We start from the raw sequence: 18,965 nt of genomic DNA, 5'->3' as shown, positions 1-18,965 counted from the left end.
CGCGGATTCCGGCGCAGCGCGTTCGACGTGATCGCCCATGCGGCGGGCGCCCCCTGGGACGACGCCCGACGGCTGCTCGCCCTCGTCGACCCCGCACTCACCGACGACCCGTCCCCCCTCCGGGCCGTCTGGACGAGCAGCCTCGGTCTCACGGATCCGCGGGCCGAAGGACGACTGCGGGAGGCCCTGGCCGACGAAGGCGTTCCGGCGGGCGCTCCGGATCAGGCGGATGCCGTCGCGGTCGTGCTGGTACCGGGAGCGGCAGCGGCCGTGCAGTTCGCCGTGCACCTGCGCGAGGACCGCCCGCACCTGCCCCTGGCCTTCGAGCCGGGACGCGTGACCGTGGGCCCGCTGGTGATTCCTGGCGAGACGCCGTGTCTCAGCTGCCGCGACATCGAGGACACCGAGCGCGACCCCGCGTGGCCCCTCGTGCACAGTCAGTTGATCGGGCGCGACCCCGGGCGCATCCCCGCGTCGCGAGTCGGCGAAGCCGCTCGACTCACGGCCGTCCTGCTCGCCTCGTCCGACCCCGCCCGGCTCGTGCGGGTCAGCGCCGACGGGCGGCGCGTGTGGCGTTCGGTGTCGTTTCGCGCAGAATGCCTGTGCCGCGAGCCGTCGTCCCCATCTCGGCCAGGAACCGCGACGGTGCCCGCTCCCCTCGACCTGCCGATCGCGACCAGGAGATCTCCAGCGTTCGCGCGGCCCGCGTGACGCCCACATACGCCAGCCGCCTCTCCTCGTCGATCGCCTCGAACGTCGTGGCGTAGGAGATCGGCAGCGCGCCCTCCGCCCAGCCCGCGAGGTATACGTGCGGCCACTCGAGGCCCTTCGCCGCGTGCAGCGTGGACAGGGTCACGGTGCGCAGCGTCGGCTCGTGCTGGTCCTTCGCCCGCGCCATCAGCGCGTCACTGAACGACCGCAGCGTCTCGTCGGGTCCCGCCTCCTCCGCCAGGCGCAGGATCGCCCGGCGCGCCTCCCAGCCGTCGCGCTGCGCACCACCCGCGGCGGGCGGCTCCTCCGTCAGACCCAGCTCCTTCAGCACGCGGCGGACACCGGGCAGGAAGCCATGCTCGGTCGGGGCCACGGCCGCGGCCCGCAGTGCGAGGGTCGCCTGCCGCACCTCCGGCATCGCGAAGAACCGGGTGCCGCCGAGCACCGAGGTGGCGATACCCTCCGCGGCGAGCGCCTGCTGCAGCACGGCCGACTGGGCGTGGGCGCGGTACAGCACCGCGATCTCGGCGGGCGAGGCCCCGGCCGCGATCCGGGCAGCGACACCGGCCGCGATGCCCGCCGCCTCGTCGGACTCCGAGTCGTACGCCGTGACGGTCGGGGCGTCCGCAGTGAACTGCTCGCGGGCCGGGACGAGCTCGAGTGCGCCGGGTCGACCCCGCATCAACGTATTGGCCGCCGTCAGGATGGGCTCCTGCGACCGGTAGTTGGTCTCCAGTCGCACGACCGTGGCATCCGGGTGGCGGCGCTCGAACTCGAGCAGGAACCGCTGCTCGGCGCCCGCGAAGGAGTAGATCGTCTGGCTTGCGTCGCCCACCACGCAGATATCGCGGCGGTCGCCCAGCCACAGCTCGAGCAGTCGGTTCTGCAACGGGGAGACGTCCTGGAACTCGTCGACCGTGAAGTGGCGGTACTGCTCGTGCACCGAGGCCGCGACCCGCGGCTCCGCCTCGAGCATCCCGGCGCACGCGAGCAGCACATCCTCGAAGTCGAGCTGATGCCGCTCGTCCTTCAGCGCCTCGTAGCCGCGCATCAGCTCGACGAGCTGTCCCGCGTCGATCCCGCTGACGGGTCGGCCGAGCTCCGCGTACCGGTCGATCGACAGCATCGACACCTTGCGCCACTCGATCTCGGAGGCGATGTCGCGCAGGGTCGCCGTGCTCGGTCGCAGGCGCAGCGCGTCGGCCGCCTGCCCGAGCATGCGCACCTTGTTGTCGATGATCGACGGCGCGGGCGAGCCAGCCAGCGTGGGCCAGAAGAAGTTCAACTGCGCGAGCGCCGCCGCATGGAACGTGCGAGCAGCGACGCCCTCCACGCCCAGGGCACGAAGGCGTCCGCGCAGCTCGCCGGCCGCCTTCGCCGTGAACGTCACCGCCATCACGCGCGACGGCGAGTACGCGCCGGTGTCGACGCCGTGGGCGATGCGGTGCGTGATCACACGGGTCTTACCCGTCCCGGCCCCCGCGAGCACGGCGACGGGGCCCCGCAGGACGGAGGCCGCTGCCCGCTGCCGCTCGTCCAGGGCGTCGAGTGCGCTCACGCGCGCTCCTCGTACCACTGCACGATCAGGGCGCGCGCGATCGACGCGGGGCCGGGGAGACCGACCGGCCCCTCCCCCGCGAGCGCGGAACCGATCTCGTCGCGCGTGAACCAGCGCACGTCGATGATCTCCTCGCCGTCCGCGCGGGCGGCCGCCTCGTCCTCGACGACGGCCCGGAATCCGACCATGAGCGAGCGGGGGAACGGCCACGCCTGCGAGGAGACGTACCGCACGTCGGAGAGACGCACCCCCGACTCCTCCTCGATCTCCCGGTGCACCGTGGACTCGAGCGACTCGCCCGCCTCCGTGAAGCCCGCGAAGCACGAGTACATGCGGCCGCCCCAGTTGGCGTTCGCCCCGAGCAGCAGCCGCTCACCGTCGGCGCTCTCGACCGCGACGATCACCGCGGGATCCGTCCGGGGGAAGTGCTCGCGCCCGCACACCAGGCAGCGGCGCGACCAGCCGGCCTGACGCAGCTCGGTACCGCCGCCGCAGGTCGGGCAGAACGGCGCGTCGCGCAACCAGCCGGCGAGCGCGACAGCTTCCACCAGCACCTCCGACTCGCCGGCGTCGATGCGACCGCCCAGGTCGCGCAGCCCGAGCCAGATCTCGTCCGGAGCGGCGTCGACGGCGTCGGTCTCCGGCGGCGCGGCGGCCAGGAGCAGCACCGCGCCGTCGGCGTCGCGGCCGAGCAGCGCCCAGGTCGCCTCCCCCACGGCGTCGGGCGCGACGCGGACGAGCGTTGAGTCGACCACGCGCACGCGGCCCTCGCGCACGACGATCACCCCGGTCTCGGCCTCGCTGCGCAGACGGTCGATCACGCCGGGCTCCTCACGGAGCTCCGCTGCGCGGTCGAAGAACGGACGCGGAATGCTCATCGACTCCCCCTTTCACGGGCGTGGCGGAGGCGGGACCGCCCCTGAGCCCACCTACCCTGGGGGCATGGGACGCTCTCCATTCACTCTAGCCGCGGCGGTGACGGCCGCACTTCCCGGCGCTGAGGTCACGGGCACCCGAGCGCTCACCGCCGACGGCGACGGCCGCTTCGACTCCGCCGTCGCCTCTCTCGCCGACGGCAGGGAACTGGCGATCCGCGTGGCCGACGACGACGATGCGGCGCGCGAGCTCGCGGCCGAAGCCATCGCCTTGCGCGCGCTCACCGACGGCGCCCGCGCGATGCTGCCCTTCCGTGCCCCGGCGTACGTGGGCGAGACACGCCTGGGTGACGGACGTGCGCTGGTGACCGAGCTGCTGCCCGGCTTCCAGATCGAGGCGCCGATGGTGCCCGCCGGCCGCGGTGCCGCCGAGTCGATGGGCGCCGCGATCGCCGCCGTGCACGGCATGCCCACCTCCGTCGTCCGCGGAGCGGGGCTCCCCACGCGCAGCGCCGACGAGAGCCGCGCCGAGCTCGAACGACTCGTCGACACCGCCGCCGCCACCGGCCGCGTCCCCGCGCGGCTCACCGTGCGCTGGCGCGACGCGATCGCGGACGACGAGCTGTGGCGCTTCGAGTCCACCGTCGTCCTCGGCGGGGTGCAGGCGACCTCCTTCCTGTTCGACGACGACCCGCACGAGGGCCCCCGGGTCACCGGGCTCGTGGGCTGGCACGGGCTCGCGGTGGGCGACCCCGCGGTCGACCTCTCCTGGCTGTCGGCCGCGCCGGAGGCCGCCACCGATGTGCAGGCTGCCTATGCCCGCACCGTCGACCGTGGCCCCGACGCCGGGCTCGACGCCCGTGCCCGGCTGCTCGCCGAGCTCGAGTTCGCGCGCTGGCTGGTTCACGGCGACGCGCTGCACCGCCCCGACATCGTCGACGACGCCGCCGCACTGCTCACCGCTCTCGCGGAGGGCCTGAACGACCGCGGGATCGCGACCGCCGAGCGCCGCAGCGGCGTGGACTCCGCGATGGAGGCACTCGACCGGGTCCCGGTCGCCCGCGCGCCCGAGGTCGACACGTCCATGCAGACCGACGCCTACAACCCCGACGACCTGTGGGTCGCGGACGCCGAGGCGCGGGACGACGAGGAGCCCGGCTTCACTCCGGTAGAAGCGGACGCGCCCAGGCCGTGGAGTCGTGCGACGCGGAGCGACGCCGAGGCTCCGACGGGCGACGCCCCGCGCTTCAGCGCGGTCGAGCTCGACACCGAGGACCTCTCCGGCGTGCGCTCCGGGTTCGCGGGGACGCACGGCTCGCGTGACGTCGACGCGGCGCCCACCGCGGGCGGCCACGACGGAGGCGCGGACGACGGGGACGACTCCGAAGAGGCTCAGCGGGCGGCGCGCGCGGCACTCCAGCGCTGGAAGAGCTCCTCCTCCGAATAGACCCGGTCCCCGCGGATGACGAGGTCGTCTGCGACGTAGTACAGCGCCACGTCGATCTCGTCGAGCGGCACCCCGAAGCGCCGGTGGTACGCGAGGCGGTACAGCGCGAGCTGCAGCATCCGCTCCTCCCGCTCCTCGGCCGTCCGGGGCGCGCGACCGGTCTTCCAGTCGACGATCTCGATGCGGCCGCCACGGTCCGCGCGGCGGTACACGGCATCGAGTTTGCAGATCACGATGTGTCCGCGCTCGTCCTCGTACCCTTCCCCGCCCGCACCGAGCGCGAAGTCGATCTCGATCTCGACCGCCAGGGGCTGCAACGACCCCCACTCGCTCTGCTCGAACGTGCGCTGCAGCACCGCGAGGTCGGCGGCGTCGGCCACCGCGCCGGGGCCGGCGCCGTCGAACACGGCGTCGGCGAACGGCTCGTCCTCGTCCTGCTCCCACAGCGCCTCATCGACGCGGGAGCCGACCCCCACCAGTTCGGAGCGCTGCTCGACCCAGGCGTGGAACAGCGTGCCCAGGCGCGTCTGCCGATAGGGACGCTCCGGCATGGGGCGCACGATCGACGCGAGCGTTCCCGCGTAGTCGGTGACGTAGTCCTTGAAGCGCGACGCAGGGACACGGGTCGGAGCGTCCGCCGCAGTGCCCCGCTGGCGGGCCTCGCGTTCCGCCAGCAGTCGCTGCAGCTCGGGCGTGGGGGTCGCGGTGCCCGATCGCAGCTCCTCCTCGACCGCCGCCGCGGCAGGCATCACCACGGGTCGCCGTGCGCCGAGTGGGTCGAGCGGCCAGTGCAGGGTCGCACCCGGACCGTCGTACGGGTTCTCGTCGGGGTCCACGCCATCGATCGGCGCGAGGCCCCGCACCTCGATCGCCTCCAGCAGATACGGGCTCGGAGTGCGCGGCGCCTTCTGCCCCGCCCAGTGCGCCCCGGTCAGCAGCAGGTCGCTCCGGGCGCGGGTGATCGCGACATACGCCAGGCGCCGCTCCTCCTGGCGCTGGTACTCGCGGTAGGCGTCCTTGAAGCGCTTGAGTGCGCCGCCCTGAGGGTTCGCCTGGGTGGCGCCGCCCGACAGCGAGGCCTGCGCGAGCTTCTGCCGCTTGACCGGATCGGTCTCGGCACCCACCGCGTCCTCCGGGTCCCACGTGAACCTCGGCAGCGCGTCACGGTCGCCGCGCAGCTCGAACGGCACCACGCCGAACCCGAACCAGCCCGACGTGTCGGCGATGCGACCGGGCAGTTCGTCCACCACGAGTCGCACTACCGCCACCGCATCCCATTCGAGCCCCTTGGACCCGTGGATCGTGAGCAGCTGCACCACGCCCGGCTCCGGCGGCTCGGGGCGCGGCATCAGTTCGTCCGTGCTCTCGGCCTTGTCGAGCCACGCGAGGAGGCTGCCGATCGTGCCGCGGTCGTCGGCGGCGAGGAACGCACGGACCTCGTCGGCGAAGGCTCGCAACTGCGTCGCCGCGATCCGCGCCGGTCCGCGGGTCTCGTTCGCGGCGAGCTCGATGTCGAGGCGGAGCTCCAGCTCGATCAGACGGATCAGTTCGGGGATCGGTTGCGACGACGCGCGGCGCAACCGCTCCAGCATCTCCCCCGCGGCGCGGATCCGCGCCCTGCCCTCCGGGGTGATGGCCTCGAGCAGGCGGTAGTCGTCTCGCACCGCGCGCACCACGTCGACCGCGTCCACGATCGACACGGCCTCGTCCGCTCCGCGCGACGAACGCAGCCGCACCCGCACCTCGTCCGGGAGCGGGAGCATCGTCGTGTCGCGCTCGGCCAGCGTGCGGCCGAGGTCGTACAGCGCCGCCATGTCGGCGACTCCCACCCCGAAACGCGGTCCGGTCAGCAGCCGGATGAGGGCCGAACCGGCGGTGGGGTCGTGCACGACCCGCAGCGTGGACACCACGTCGACCACCTCCGGCGTGGCGAGCAGGCCGCCCAGCCCGAGAATGCGGTGCGGCACCCCTCGGGCCGCCAGCGCCGCTGCGAACGTCTGCATGTGACGCTTCGAGCGGAACAGGATCGCGCCCGTGTGCGGGGATCCGGCCCGCGCCCCCTCCCCCGCGTCGTGTGCGGCGCGGCGCTGCACGAACCAGTCCGCCACCGCCGCCGCCTCCTCATCGACCGTGAGCGGGAAGCGCACCTCCACGCCGCCGTCACCCGCTCCGGGACGCGCCTCCAGCGGCGGCACGTCCAGTCCGGGGCGCTGCAGCGGCTCCAGCACCCGGTTAGCGATGTCGAGGATGCCCCGGTCGTTGCGCCAGCTCGTCATCAGGCTGTACGTGCGCACCGCCCCCGCGCTCGCGAACGACCGGGAGAACGCGTAGAGGTTGTCGGCGCTGGCTCCGCGCCAGCCGTAGATCGACTGATGCGGGTCGCCCACCGCCATGACGGCCGTATCGCGGAACAGCTCGGCGAGGAAGCGGGTCTGGATGACCGAGGTGTCCTGGTACTCGTCGAGGAGCACGACGCGGTGCTGCTCGCGCAGTTCGGCCCGCACATCAGGGGCCGACTCCACGATGTCGTAGGCGCCGCCGACCTGATCCGCGAAGTCCAGCACCCCCCGGCGCTGCTTCTCCGCGATGTACTCGCGCACCAGGGCGGTGAGCGTGGGCAGGCTCAGCAGGTTGATCGCCGCCTTCTCGACGTCGGCGTTGCTCCGGTACGGCTCGAACGCGCGCGCCTGCTCCACCGCGATGCGCTCGGCCAGCGCGAGGTCGACCCGGTGGTCCAGCGCGTCACCGGCCAAGCGCTGCACCGCGTCGATGACCGTGCCGAGCGCGTAGTCGATCTCCTCCAGCTGCGGAAGGTCGCTGCGGAGCACCACCTCCCGCGCCAGCATCCAGGACGCCGCCTGACTGAGCATGGCGACATCGGGATCACGGCCGATCCGGGCCGCATGCTCGCGCACGATCCCGTCCGCGAACGCGTTGTACGTCGACACGCGCGGTCGGATCATCAGGTCTTCCGCCGTCCGCGACGCTGCCGGGTCCCAACCCGTGTCGAACCGACGGGCGAGGTCGTCGAGGACCGTGGCGCGCACCAGGTCGCGCTGCCGTCCCGACGCCGCCTCCGCCACCCGGTCGAGGGCGTCGCTGCGGACGATCGCGGGCAGGTGCGGCAGCAGTCCCCGTCGGCCGTACTCGTCGACGACGGCGAGACGCGCACCGATCCGCTCCGCCAGCTCGCCGGCGGCCTTGCGGGTGAAGGTCAGCCCGAGGATCTCGTCGCGCCGCACTCGACCCGTCGCCACGAGCCACACCACGCGCGCCGACATCGTCTCGGTCTTGCCGCTGCCCGCCCCGGCCACCACGAGCGCCGGCTCGAGCGGGGCCTCGATCACCTCCTGCTGGGCGGGAGTCGGCGTGGGCAGGCCGAGCGCCGCGGCGATGTCGGTCGCCGAGAGCACCACCTCGGGCGCCGCCACGGTCACGAGCTCACCGCCGGGACCGTGTGGATGCGGCACGGGTGCACGCGGCGCTGCGTGTCGGCGCAGTGCGACTCGACCTGGGCCGTGAACCCCGCGGCCGACATGCCCCGCGCCACCTCCGCCACGCGCTGCAGGAACTGCCGCCGCGCGTCGCCGTCGAGCGCGTGCTGATGGGCGATGCGGTAGTCGCTCTTCGCCAGGGTCTTCGAGACGATCACGAGTCGCGCGCCGCCGAGCGACCTCGGGGTCGCACCCGGCACCAGCCCCTGTTGCACGGCGATCTGGTACGCCGCGAGCTGCGCATGCTCCCGCACCGCACCGTCGGTCTCCGGGTCGGTCTTGCCCGTCTTGAGGTCGACGACCACGGTCGTGCCCTCGGCGTCGCCGGTCATGCGCTCCCATCCCCGTCCTCGCGCGTGCGGGTGGTCACCCGCACCGGTGGGATACGACTCCACCCGATCGATGTACCCGTGCACGATCGCCCGGTGTGCCCGCTCCTCGTCGACCGGATGCACGGTCGGCTCCTCCGCGCCCTCCCGGGCATCGACCGCGAACCGGAACTCGACCTCGCTGCCGAGCACCCGGCCTCCGTCGCGCGCGACATCGCCGAGATACGTGTGCAGCCGGTCGACGAAGAGGTCGGCACGACGACGCTCCTTGCGTCCGATCCACTCGGTCTCGAAGTCGAGTTCCGGCCAGTGCTCGGCGACGATCGCCCGCATGCGCTCGAGGTCGCCGTCGGGCACGCGCTCCATGGCCTCGTGCACGATCGTGCCGATTCCCGCCGTCGGGGGCATGACGGTGTCGCCGCCGAGGGCCGAGACCACCCAGTTCAGGCCGCACTCCTCGAACGACTCGACCGCCGACGGCGACACGCGGGCACCCGAGGTCGCGAGGTCGCGCAGCGGAGCCCGCGTGGATGCCGGCCGCACGCCGTACCACTCGGCCGGGTCGGCTCCCGGCACGCCCTCCCGCGCCAGCACCGCCAATTGCGCTGCGGCTTCGCGCCGCAGCGGCTCGGCCGTCACCGTGGTGAGCGTGCGCCGGTGGCGCGCGACCAGGCCCCGCAGGGTGAGCGGGTGCTCCGCGGACGCATGCCTTTCCGGGGGCTCCGGGGGCGGAAGGAAGCCGAAGAACGGGCTGGGGGTGAGGTCGTCGTCGTCGACCGCCGTGATCAGCAGTCGGCCGCGGGCGCGCGAGATCGCCCGCACGAACAGACGGAGCTCGTCGTGCAGGGCCGCCCGTCGGCGGTCGAGCACACCGGGCGGCTCGTCGGGCACACCGGTGCGGGCGGCGGCGAGCGCCCCGGGGAGCCGCCACGTCTGCAGGAGCCCGCCGCGCAGCCGTACGTTGGGCCAGACGCCGTCCTGCACCCCGGCGACGACGACCGCGTCGAACTCCGTGCCCAATGCGGTCGCGGGGGTGAGCAGGGTGACCGTGCCGGGACGCTCCGGCGTCGACAGCGTGTCCTCCGGGACCTCGCTGTCGAGGATGTCGCGCACGAACACTTCGGGCTTCTCGTTCGGCGTGCGCTCCACGAACCGCTTGGCCGCGTCGAACAGGGCCACCAGCGCGTCGAGCGAGCGCGCGGTCTCCGCCCCGGTCGGCAGCAGCGAGATCTCCCGCCACGCCACCGACAGCCGGCGACCGTCCACCGCCCTGGCCTGCTCCCACACGCGCCACAGCAGATCGTGGATGGTCTCGCCCTCCGCGGCGGCCCTGGCGACCGCCTCGACCGTCTCCGCGAAGCGCTCCGCCGTGCGCGACTCGGGGGCGTCGATGAGGGTGAGGGTCGCGGGCTGCGACAGAGCCTGACGCAGCAGTTCGCGCGCGGGCGTCGATCCCCCGCCGGCGAGTTCGAGATGCCGCAGCCGCGCCCTGAGTCGTCGGAGGGCGATCGCATCCATGCCCCCGAACGGCGTCCGCAGTGCGTCCTCCCACGCCTGTACCGTCCGCTCCTCGTCGGGGGTCAGCGCGAGACGGACGATCCCGACGATGTCGCGCACGATCCCCTCGCTGCCGAGCGGTCGCTGCACCCCGGCGGCTCGCGTGGGGATCTCCCGCGCCGCCAGCTCGGTCTCCAGGGCGGTGACCTGACGGGTGTCGTGGGCGATCACCGCCATCCGATCCCACGGCACTCCGTCGCTCAGATGCCAGTCGCGCATCACCCCCGCGATGCGGTCGAACTCCTCGTAGGGCGACGGCGCGAGGAAGGTGGACACGACGGGGGCCTCGTCCTCCCCCGCGAGCGGCGCGGGCGCCCGCCGATGCTCCACGCGTCCCGACACCCCGATCGCCTGCGTCACGGTGCGGGTGAGCGCGGTGAGCGCGGCGTGCTGTCGGTGCGCCCCGTCGAGCACGTGCACGTCGCCGAGCGCCCCCGCCAGCTGCGAGAAGAGCTCGGGGCTCGCGCCACGGAACGCCCCGGACGAGATGTCGGGGTCGCCGAAGGCCAGCACCGCGACCCCGCGGTCGAGCAGTGCCCGGACGACCGCGATGCCCCCGCGCGTGAGCTCCTGCGCATCGTCGATCAGCACCGCGCGCACGGGCGCGAGCGGGCCGAGGGTGGCGGCATCGGCCGTGCGCAGGATCGCGCTCGCCTCGCTGAGCAGGTCGGCCGCGTCGCGGTGGGCCGATCGCAGGGCGTCGAGCACCGTGCGGTACTCCACCAGGAACTCCGCAGCGGCCGCCCACACCTCGTTGCCCGACGACCGCAGCTCCTCGGGGTGCACGCCCAGCTCGGTGCACTCGGCCAGGAACGCGCGCAGCTCCGACCGGAATCCTCTCGACGCCCGCACGGAGGCGCTGAGCGACTCGGGCCAGGCGATGCGGCCGTCCTCCGTGTCTCCCGCGAGCAGCTCCGCGATGATGCGGTCCTGGTCGGCGCCCGTCAGCAGCGCGGGCGGCTCGGCGCCCTCGCGCACCATCGCCCCGCGGACGAGCTGGAAGGCGAACGAACCGAGCGAGCGGGCGAGCGGGCCGGGGGTCGCCTGTCCCACGCGCACGCCGATGCGATCGCGCAGCGCCGTCGCGGCCTGTCGACTCGGGGTGAGCGCGAGCACCTCTTCCGGCCGCAGCCCCTCCTCGTCGATGAGCCGCACGATGCGGTCGACCAGCACCGTCGTCTTGCCGGTGCCCGGGGCACCGATGATGACGCCGGACGCGGTCGGCGGCGCCATGATCACGGCACGTTGAGCGGCATCCGAAGTCATGTCCTCCACGCTAACGGGAGCGGCCGACATGGGCGTCGCCCGCCCCGCGCGGGCGCGCTGTGCGCTGCTGGCGAAACCGGCGGCGACGGCCGATCCGGCCCCGGTGCCGCGCGATAGAGTTGGCGAGTCCGACGAACTTCAAGGAGCACGCGTGGAAATCCGCATCGGCATCATCAACACCGGCCGCGAGCTGAGCTTCGACACCGCCGCCTCGGCGGACGAGGTCCGCACCCAGGTCTCCGCGGCGCTGGAGCAGAGCGCGAGCCACCTGAGCTTCGCCGATGTGAAGGGCAACTCCTACATCGTGCCGACCGCGAACCTCGCCTTCATCGAGCTGGGCACCGAGGAGTCGCGCCGCGTCGGCTTCGTCGCCTGACCGCCGATGTACATCCTCCTCGCCCTGATCGCGGCGTGCGCGCTCGGCATCGCCGTGCACTACGTCGTCGGCGGCCGTGAGCTCCGGGGCGTGGCCCTGGCTCCGGCCGTCGCCACCGCCACCGCGGCGCTCCTCTACACCGTGCTCCAGTGGGCGGGCGTCGGCGAGGACAGCCCGTGGCTCTGGCTCGCGAGCATCCTCGGCTCCGTGGTGGTCTCGGCCGCGGTCGCGGTCGGGGTCACCGCCCTGCGCCGGCGCTCGGACGCCGAGACGAAGGCCGCGCTCGGGATCTGACCCGGCGGGCCCGCCCGCTCAGGAGGCGAGGCCCATCGCGTCCATGCGTCGAGCATGCGCGCCCATGAGCTCGGTGTAGACCGGCTCGATGCGCTCCTCCTCGACGGCGAGCAGTTCGGGTCGCAGCGCGGCACGGCACACGAGGATCGTGTCGCCCACGAGGCGCCGCGCCCACATCGACAGCAGCGACCGCCACTCCTCGTCGCTCTCGATCGTCTCCTGGATGATCGCGACGATCTCGTGCCTGGCGTCGTCCTCGCGCAGGATCTCGGCGACGCGCCGCCCCGGCTCTCCGTAGCTGGACGCGAGGGCGAGATAGAAGTCGTCGAGCATGCCCGCGGTGATGTACACGGCGAGGAGCGTCTCCCGGGGGCGCGCGCCGATGGTCTTGCGGCGGAACGCGTCGAGGTGTTCGCGGAAGGGGAGCATCAGCTGCGTGGGGTCGTCTCCGCGCTCGGCGATCAGGTCGACGATGCCGCGGTGCTTGGTGAGTGCGGCACCCGCCGCGCGCGACAGGGCCTCCTTCTCGGACAGCTCGGGTGTCGCGCGGATGAGTCGCGTCAGCGTCTCGAAGTAGCCGAGCTGCAGGTAGGCGGCCTGACCGAGGAAGCGCGGAAGCTCGGGCGCCAGCTCGGCGAAATCGACCCGGGTCGCATCGCCCTGCTCGCCGCGACTGCGCAGTGCGAGGGCGCGCCGCGGCGCACGGTCGCGCTGCCAGAACCACTTAACCACGAGGCCGTCCTCCCGAGTCCACCACGTCGTTCACAATACTCGGGCCCGCGCTTCTTCCTGGCGGAGAGAGGGGCTCCGGTAGGCTGTCCCTGTCCCCGCCGTCGGAGCGGGGCCCCGCGCCTGTGGCACAAGAGACGGCGTGGCTCCGTTTACGTGGCGATCCCCGCGGGTCGCCGGACAGGCAATCTGAAAACAGTGACAACTTTCGCCGATCTCGGCATCGATCAGGACATCGTCGACGCACTGGCCGCGAAGGGCATCGTGGATGCCTTCCCGATCCAGGAGCAGACCATCCCCCTCGGCCTGCCTGGCCAGGACATCATCGGCCAGGCCAAGACCGGTACCGGGAAGACCTTCGGCTTCGGCATCCCCGTCGTGCAGCGGCTCGGGAAGGACCCGGAGCACGGCGTCAAGGCGCTGATCGTCGTCCCCACCCGCGAGCTCGCGGTGCAGGTGTACGAAGACATCGACCTGCTCACCAGCAACCGCTCGACCAGCGTCGTCGCCATCTACGGCGGCAAGGCCTACGAGGGTCAGATCGACCAGCTCAAGGCGGGCGCGCAGATCGTCGTCGGCACCCCCGGCCGTCTGATCGACCTGGCCGGTCAGCGCCTGCTCGACCTGTCGAACGCGACCGAGGTCGTGCTCGACGAGGCCGACAAGATGCTCGATCTGGGCTTCCTCGCCGACATCGAGAAGATCTTCCAGAAGGTCCCGGCCGTGCGCCACACCCAGCTGTTCTCGGCGACCATGCCCGGACCGATCGTGGCACTGGCCCGCCGGTTCATGACCAACCCGATCCACATCCGCGCGAACGACCCCGACGAGGGTCTCACGCAGGCCAACATCAAGCACCTCGTCTACCGCGCGCACTCGCTCGACAAGGACGAGGTCATCGCCCGCATCCTGCAGGCCGAGGGCCGCGGCAAGACCGTCATCTTCACCCGCACCAAGCGGGCCGCTCAGCGTCTCGTCGACGAACTCAGCGACCGCGGGTTCAACGTGGGCGGCGTGCACGGCGACATGGGTCAGGACCAGCGCGAGCGGTCGATGGCGGCGTTCAAGGCGGGCAAGAAGGACGTGCTGGTCGCGACCGACGTCGCCGCCCGCGGCATCGACGTGGACGACGTCACGCACGTGATCAACCACACGATCCCCGATGAGGAGAAGACGTACCTCCACCGCGCGGGTCGCACGGGCCGGGCGGGCAAGACGGGTATCGCGGTCACGTTCGTCGACTGGGAGGACCTGCACAAGTGGGCCCTCATCAACCGAGCGCTGGAGTTCGGCCAGCCGGAGCCGATCGAGACGTACTCGTCGAGCCCGCACCTGTACACCGACCTCGACATCCCCGAGGGCACCAAGGGCCGTCTGGTCTCCGCGCCGAAGAAGGAGCCGGTCAAGACCGAGCGCACCCGTCGTCCGGAGCGCGCCGCCGACGCCGCGGCCGAGGGCACGGGCGAGGCGGGCACGCGTCGTCGTCGCCGCCGCCGCACGGGCTCGAGCCAGGTCGGTTCGACGTTCGCCGAGGGTGCCGCCGACGGCACCGCGTCCGAAGGCTCCTCCGCTGCGTCCGCTGACCGCGGCGCCGAGGGCGCCGGTACGCACGACGGTGCGGGCAAGGAGCACCACGACGGCAAGCCGGCTCCCGCCCGCCGCCGCCGTCGTCGTCGCGGGGGCTCCGGTGCCGCCGGCGCCGCGCCCGTCGCCGGCGCCTGAGCCGGCCGCATCATCGTCCGAGGGGCGCCGTACGGTCATCCGTGCGGCGCCCCTCGTCGTTCCTCACGGGTCCCGCCGCCACGGCCACTCGACGGCAGCGCGTCGTCAGGGGTAGCGCGGTGTGGAGCCCGACGCCCGGTCGATGAGGCGCTGCACCATGTCCTCGGCCGTCGTGTTCTCCCCCGGGCGGTTCGGCTTGCCGCTGCCGTGGTAGTCGCTCGACCCCGTGATGATGAGGTCGTGCCGTGCCGCGAGCTCGCGCAGCATCGTCTTGCCCTGCGCGGTGTTCTCGCGGTGGTCCACCTCGAAGCCGCCGAGCCCCGCGTCGATCAGCCGTTCGATGTACGCCACGGGCATCATGCGGTCGCGGCCGGCCGTGACGGGATGGGCGATGACGGCCACCCCGCCCGCGGCGGTGATGAGGCGCACGGCGGTGAGCGGATCGGGGGCGTAGTGGGGTTCGTAGTAGCCCTCGCGCGGGTGCAGGATGCCGTCGAACGCTTCGGTGCGATCCCGCACGATGCCGCGCGCGACGAGGGCGTCGGCGATATGCGGTCGGCCGACCGTAGCGTCGAGCGTGGTCTGGGCGACGACGTCGTCCCACTGCAGGTCGTAGTCGCGACCGATGTTGCGCACGATGCGCTCGGCCCGTCCGATCCGGTCGTCGCGGATGCGGTTCGTCTCGGCGCGCAGCGCGGCGTCGTCCGGGTCGAAGAGGTAGCCCAGCACGTGCACGCTGCGCCACTCGTGCTTGGCGGAGAGCTCCATTCCGGGCAGGAACGTCATGCCGAGGGCGACCGCCGCGTCGCCCGCCTCGGTCCAGCCGGTGGTGCGGTCGTGATCGGTCAGTGCGGCCGTGCGGACACCGTGCGCGTACACCTGCCGCATCACCTCGGCGGGCGACTCCGTGCCGTCGGAGTGGTTGGAGTGCAGGTGCAGGTCGGCGGGACCGGCGAACCTGTGTGACGCGGCGGGCATCCTCCGAGCGTAGCGAGCGCCGGGACCCGCGGATCCGCAGCCGCGCTGATCGGCGTCGCGGCAGGGCTTTCACAGGCGTCGCTTCTAGGCTGGAGGGGATGTTTCGTCTCCTGGGGATCCTGTTCACCGTGCTGTTCGCGATCGCGACGGCCATCGTGGTGTGGCCGCAGTTCTTCCGCCTCGAGCAGACCCACCCGTTCGCGCAGCTGGTCGCCGCCCGCGGCCTGGTGCTCGGCGCGCTCCTCGTCGTCGCGGTGCTGGCGCTCCTGCTGCTGCTGGCCCGGCCGCTCCGAGGGTTCGCGGCGTCGATCCTGATCGTGGCGCTGCTGGGTGCCGGGGCCACCGGGGTGATCGGCGCGACGCGCGGCTTCACCGGCGCCACCCTCCCCGCCGCGACCGACAGCAGCCTGCGGGTGCTGACCTGGAACACGGCGGGCGAGGCCGTTCCCGCGGAGGAGATCGCACGACGGATCCTGGAGCAGGGTGCCGACGTCGTCGCTCTGCCGGAGACCACCGAGGCGGTCGGCGAGCGCATCGCGTTGATGCTGCGGGAGCAGGGGCACCCGATGTGGGTGCACCACGTGCAGTTCCGGCCCGACGTGCCGAACGGCCCGCAGTCGTGGCAGACGACCGTGCTGGTCGCTCCCGAGCTGGGCGAGTACTCCGTGATCGAGTCCGCCAGGGACGGCAGCAGCAACACCGGGTCCGTGCCGAGCGTCGTGCTGATGCCGGTGGACGGCGACGGGCCGACGATCGTGGCCGTGCACGCGGTCGCTCCGCGCATGGAGGAGATGCAGCAGTGGCAGAGCGACCTGCAGTGGATCGCCGACCAGTGCCCGGCGGGCGACTTCATCCTCGCGGGTGACTTCAACGCCACGGTCGACCACATGGCGTCGCTCGGCGTGGAGGGGGGCGACATGGGCTATTGCCGCGACGTCGCCTCTCGCACGGGCAACGGTCTGTCCGGCACGTGGCCCAGCTCCCTGCCCGCGCTGGCCGGGGCCCCCATCGACCACGTGATGGCCTCTCCGAACTGGCGCCCGACGGGGTCCGTCGTCCTGGACGACGCCGGTGGCAGCGATCACCGCGCGCTCGTGGTGCAGCTGGAACCGGCCGGCTGACCCTGCGCGTGCGCCCCGGGGTGAGAGACTGGAGCGATGAGCACCGGAGAACGCGACACGATCGCTGACGAGACCGTCGAAGCCCCCGTCGAGAACAGCTCGACCAATCGCAAGCAGCCCTTCCCGCAGGGCTTCCTCGACACCATCTCGACCGGATGGGCCGAGCGTCCGGAGACCGTTCCGGCTCCGCGCGCGCAGGCACCGTTCGCGGCGAAGCGCCGCGCCGCCGTCTCGGCTGCCTTCCCCGGGCAGCGCCTCGTGATCCCGGCGGGCTCTCTCAAGCAGCGCAGCAACGACACCGACTACGTGTTCCGCGCCCACTCGGCATTCGCGCACCTCACGGGGTGGGCGTCGGACGCCGAACCCGACTCCGTCCTGGTGTTCGAGCCGACCGACGGCGGCCACGACGTCACCCTCTACTTCCGCGAGCGCGCGGACCGCACCACCACCGAGTTCTACGCCGACGCGACGATCGGAGAGTTCTGGATCGGCCCGCGCCCCTCGCTGGCCGGCGTCGCCGCCGACCTGCAGATCGCCACGGCACACCTGCACGAGTTCCGCCCGAGCGAGGGCGAGCTCGTCCTCGACGAGGACGAGACCCTCACCCGCGTCGTCTCCGAGCTGCGCCTCATCAAGGACGAGTTCGAGATCGCCGAGATGCGGCGTGCGGTGGAGATCACCGCGAACGGCTTCGACGACATCATCCGCGAGCTTCCCGCCGCGATCGCGCACGCCCGCGGCGAGCGGGTGGTCGAGGGCGTGTTCCACCGCCGCGCGCGCGAGGACGGCAACGGCGAGGGCTACGACACGATCGCCGCGTCCGGCCCGCACGCCTGCTACCTGCACTGGACGCGCAACGACGGTGTGGTCGCTCCCGGAGACCTGATCCTGGTGGATGCGGGGGTGGAGGCGGACAGCCTGTACACGGCGGACATCACGCGCACCCTGCCGGTCTCGGGCACCTTCACCGACGTGCAGCGGCGCGTGTACGAGACAGTCCGTGAGGCGGCCGACGCCGCGTTCGCGGCAGCCCGGGTGGGCGCGCGGTTCCGCGACGTGCACGCCGCTGCGATGGCCGTGATCGCCGAGCGCACCGCCGAGTGGGGTCTGCTGCCGGTCACGGCGGAGGAGGCGCTGGACGCCGACGCCGGCGGTCAGCACCGCCGCTACATGGTGCACGGCACCTCGCACCACCTGGGTATCGACGTGCACGACTGCGCTCAGGCCCGCCGCGAGATGTACTACGACGGCATCCTCGCCCCCGGCATGGTCTTCACGATCGAGCCCGGTCTGTACTTCCAGATCGACGACCTCACGGTGCCCGCCGAGCTGCGCGGCATCGGGGTCCGGATCGAGGACGACATCCTGATGACGGAGGACGGCCCCGTGAACCTGTCGGCCGACATCCCGCGCACGGCCGACGAGGTCGAGGCGTGGATGGCCCGGCTCCGCGGCTGACCCGGCGATGCACGACGGTGAGCTGACGGTCGACGACACCCTCACCGACCGTCTGCTCGCCCGGGATGCACCCGACCTGCACGGTCGACCGCTGCGCAGGGTCCCCGCGGCGGGCACGGTCAACACCATCGTGCGGCTCGGCGACGACCTCGTGGCGCGCTTCCCGCTGTTGCCCACCACCGAGCAGCAGCTGCGGAGGGAGGCGGCCGCCCTGCACGAGTTCGCCGAGGCGACGCCGTTCGCCGCCCCGGTCCCCGTGCGCGTCGTGCCGCCGTCGACCGACTACCCGTCGGCGTGGTCGGTGCAGACGTGGGTGCCCGGACGACCGGCCGACCCGCTGGCCCACGCCGATGCCGCGGACCTCGCGCGTGACCTCGGGGCGCTGATCCGTGCGCTGCGCGCGGTCGACGTCGCAGGGCGCGGGTTCGACGGTCGGGGCCGCGGCGGAGTGCTGGCCGACCACGACGAGTGGGTCGCGGAGTGCCTCGCGCGCAGCGGGTCGCTCTTCGATGTCGCCGCGGCCACCGCCCTGTGGTCGGAGCTGCGGTCGCTGCCGTCCGCCGAGGACGTGGTCATGAGCCACCGCGACCTCACCCCGTTCAACGTGCTGATCGCCGAGGACGGCGGCACCCGCCTGGTCGGTGTGCTCGACGGGGGCGACTTCGGTCCGGCCGACCCCGCCCTCGACCTGGTGTGCGCGTGGCACCTGTTCGACGCGCCGGTGCGCGAGGTGCTGCGGGACGCGGTCGACGTGGGCACGACGACCTGGTTGCGCGGCGCGGCCTGGGCCTTCCAGCAGGCCGCGGGCCTCGGCTGGTACTACGAGCGCTCGAATCCGGCGATGAGCGCGCTCGGCCGCACCACGATGCGCCGGCTGCTCGCCGATGCGGACCTGCGCCGCCTGATCTAGCCGCTGCCTCCGGTCTGGCGGAGTGAGGGGTGGTGGGCCGCCGTTCTCCCCAGATCGGCGGCCCGTCCCCCTGAATGGAAGCGGGCCGGGCCGGGAACTCCTCCCCCGAGGCTCCCGAGCCCACCCGACCGGCGCAGAAC

13 protein-coding genes are annotated in these 18,965 nt (G+C 72.9%); 7 read left to right on the top strand and 6 right to left on the bottom strand.

Annotation, left to right across the window (positions count from 1 at the left end):
• Window positions 1–547 precede the first annotated feature (547 nt).
• Both KZC56_RS11290 and nudC read right to left on the bottom strand, forming a co-directional pair.
• Window positions 548–2,269, bottom strand: a complete 1,722-nt coding sequence (locus KZC56_RS11290) for an ATP-dependent helicase (protein ID WP_247638586.1) — start codon at window positions 2,267–2,269, stop codon at window positions 548–550.
• Entirely contained in the window at window positions 2,266–3,147 is an 882-nt protein-coding gene (gene nudC, locus KZC56_RS11285) for an NAD(+) diphosphatase (RefSeq protein WP_247638585.1), read from the bottom strand. The genes KZC56_RS11290 and nudC overlap by 4 nt, the downstream gene beginning before the upstream one ends.
• A 64-nt stretch (window positions 3,148–3,211) precedes the next feature.
• Between nudC and KZC56_RS11280 the strand changes: the two genes are divergently transcribed.
• On the top strand, window positions 3,212–4,591 hold the full coding sequence (locus tag KZC56_RS11280) for a protein kinase family protein (RefSeq protein WP_247638584.1): 1,380 nt from the start codon (window positions 3,212–3,214) through the stop codon (window positions 4,589–4,591).
• On the opposite strand, the gene KZC56_RS11275 is transcribed toward KZC56_RS11280, so the two are convergent.
• Window positions 4,537–8,061 (bottom strand): ATP-dependent helicase, encoded by a 3,525-nt coding sequence (locus KZC56_RS11275; protein ID WP_247638583.1) that lies wholly within the window; start codon window positions 8,059–8,061, stop codon window positions 4,537–4,539. The two genes, KZC56_RS11280 and KZC56_RS11275, sit on opposite strands and share 55 nt — an antisense overlap.
• Window positions 8,025–11,237, bottom strand: coding sequence for an ATP-dependent helicase (locus KZC56_RS11270; RefSeq protein WP_247638582.1), 3,213 nt, complete (start codon window positions 11,235–11,237; stop codon window positions 8,025–8,027). Before KZC56_RS11270 ends, KZC56_RS11275 begins: the two co-directional genes overlap by 37 nt.
• Window positions 11,238–11,388: 151 nt before the next feature.
• Here KZC56_RS11270 and KZC56_RS17810 point away from each other — a divergent pair, with 151 nt between their 5' ends.
• Both KZC56_RS17810 and KZC56_RS11260 read left to right on the top strand, forming a co-directional pair.
• Window positions 11,389–11,613: a DUF3107 domain-containing protein gene (locus KZC56_RS17810; RefSeq protein WP_136029971.1), complete on the top strand. Its 225-nt coding sequence runs from the start codon at window positions 11,389–11,391 to the stop codon at window positions 11,611–11,613.
• 6 nt (window positions 11,614–11,619) lie between these two features.
• Window positions 11,620–11,907: a hypothetical protein gene (locus tag KZC56_RS11260; protein ID WP_136029973.1), complete on the top strand. Its 288-nt coding sequence runs from the start codon at window positions 11,620–11,622 to the stop codon at window positions 11,905–11,907.
• Between the two features lie 18 nt (window positions 11,908–11,925).
• Here KZC56_RS11260 and KZC56_RS11255 read toward each other — a convergent pair whose 3' ends face one another.
• Window positions 11,926–12,639 carry a ferritin-like fold-containing protein gene (locus KZC56_RS11255; protein ID WP_136029975.1) on the bottom strand — a complete coding sequence of 238 codons (714 nt, stop codon included), beginning with the start codon at window positions 12,637–12,639 and terminating at the stop codon, window positions 11,926–11,928.
• A gap of 195 nt (window positions 12,640–12,834) precedes the next feature.
• Here KZC56_RS11255 and KZC56_RS11250 point away from each other — a divergent pair, with 195 nt between their 5' ends.
• On the top strand, window positions 12,835–14,358 hold the full coding sequence (locus tag KZC56_RS11250; protein ID WP_247638580.1) for a DEAD/DEAH box helicase: 1,524 nt from the start codon (window positions 12,835–12,837) through the stop codon (window positions 14,356–14,358).
• Window positions 14,359–14,463: 105 nt separating this feature from the next.
• Here KZC56_RS11250 and KZC56_RS11245 read toward each other — a convergent pair whose 3' ends face one another.
• Window positions 14,464–15,336 (bottom strand): PHP domain-containing protein, encoded by an 873-nt coding sequence (locus tag KZC56_RS11245; RefSeq protein ID WP_247638579.1) that lies wholly within the window; start codon window positions 15,334–15,336, stop codon window positions 14,464–14,466.
• Window positions 15,337–15,434: 98 nt separating this feature from the next.
• Here KZC56_RS11245 and KZC56_RS11240 point away from each other — a divergent pair, with 98 nt between their 5' ends.
• The 3 genes from KZC56_RS11240 to KZC56_RS11230 are packed head-to-tail and all read left to right on the top strand — an operon-like array spanning window position 15,435 to window position 18,825.
• Window positions 15,435–16,457 (top strand): endonuclease/exonuclease/phosphatase family protein, encoded by a 1,023-nt coding sequence (locus KZC56_RS11240; RefSeq protein WP_247638578.1) that lies wholly within the window; start codon window positions 15,435–15,437, stop codon window positions 16,455–16,457.
• Between the two features lie 36 nt (window positions 16,458–16,493).
• Window positions 16,494–17,915, top strand: a complete 1,422-nt coding sequence (locus tag KZC56_RS11235; protein WP_247638577.1) for an aminopeptidase P family protein — start codon at window positions 16,494–16,496, stop codon at window positions 17,913–17,915.
• Between the two features lie 7 nt (window positions 17,916–17,922).
• Window positions 17,923–18,825, top strand: coding sequence for a phosphotransferase (locus KZC56_RS11230; protein ID WP_247638576.1), 903 nt, complete (start codon window positions 17,923–17,925; stop codon window positions 18,823–18,825).
• Window positions 18,826–18,965: the final 140 nt, after the last annotated feature.

The organism is Microbacterium sufflavum, assembly GCF_023091155.1.
GTDB classification, from domain to species: Bacteria; Actinomycetota; Actinomycetes; order Actinomycetales; family Microbacteriaceae; genus Microbacterium; species Microbacterium sufflavum.
Note: the sequence above shows the minus strand (reverse complement) of the source record. Positions and strands in the feature narration are given on the sequence as shown.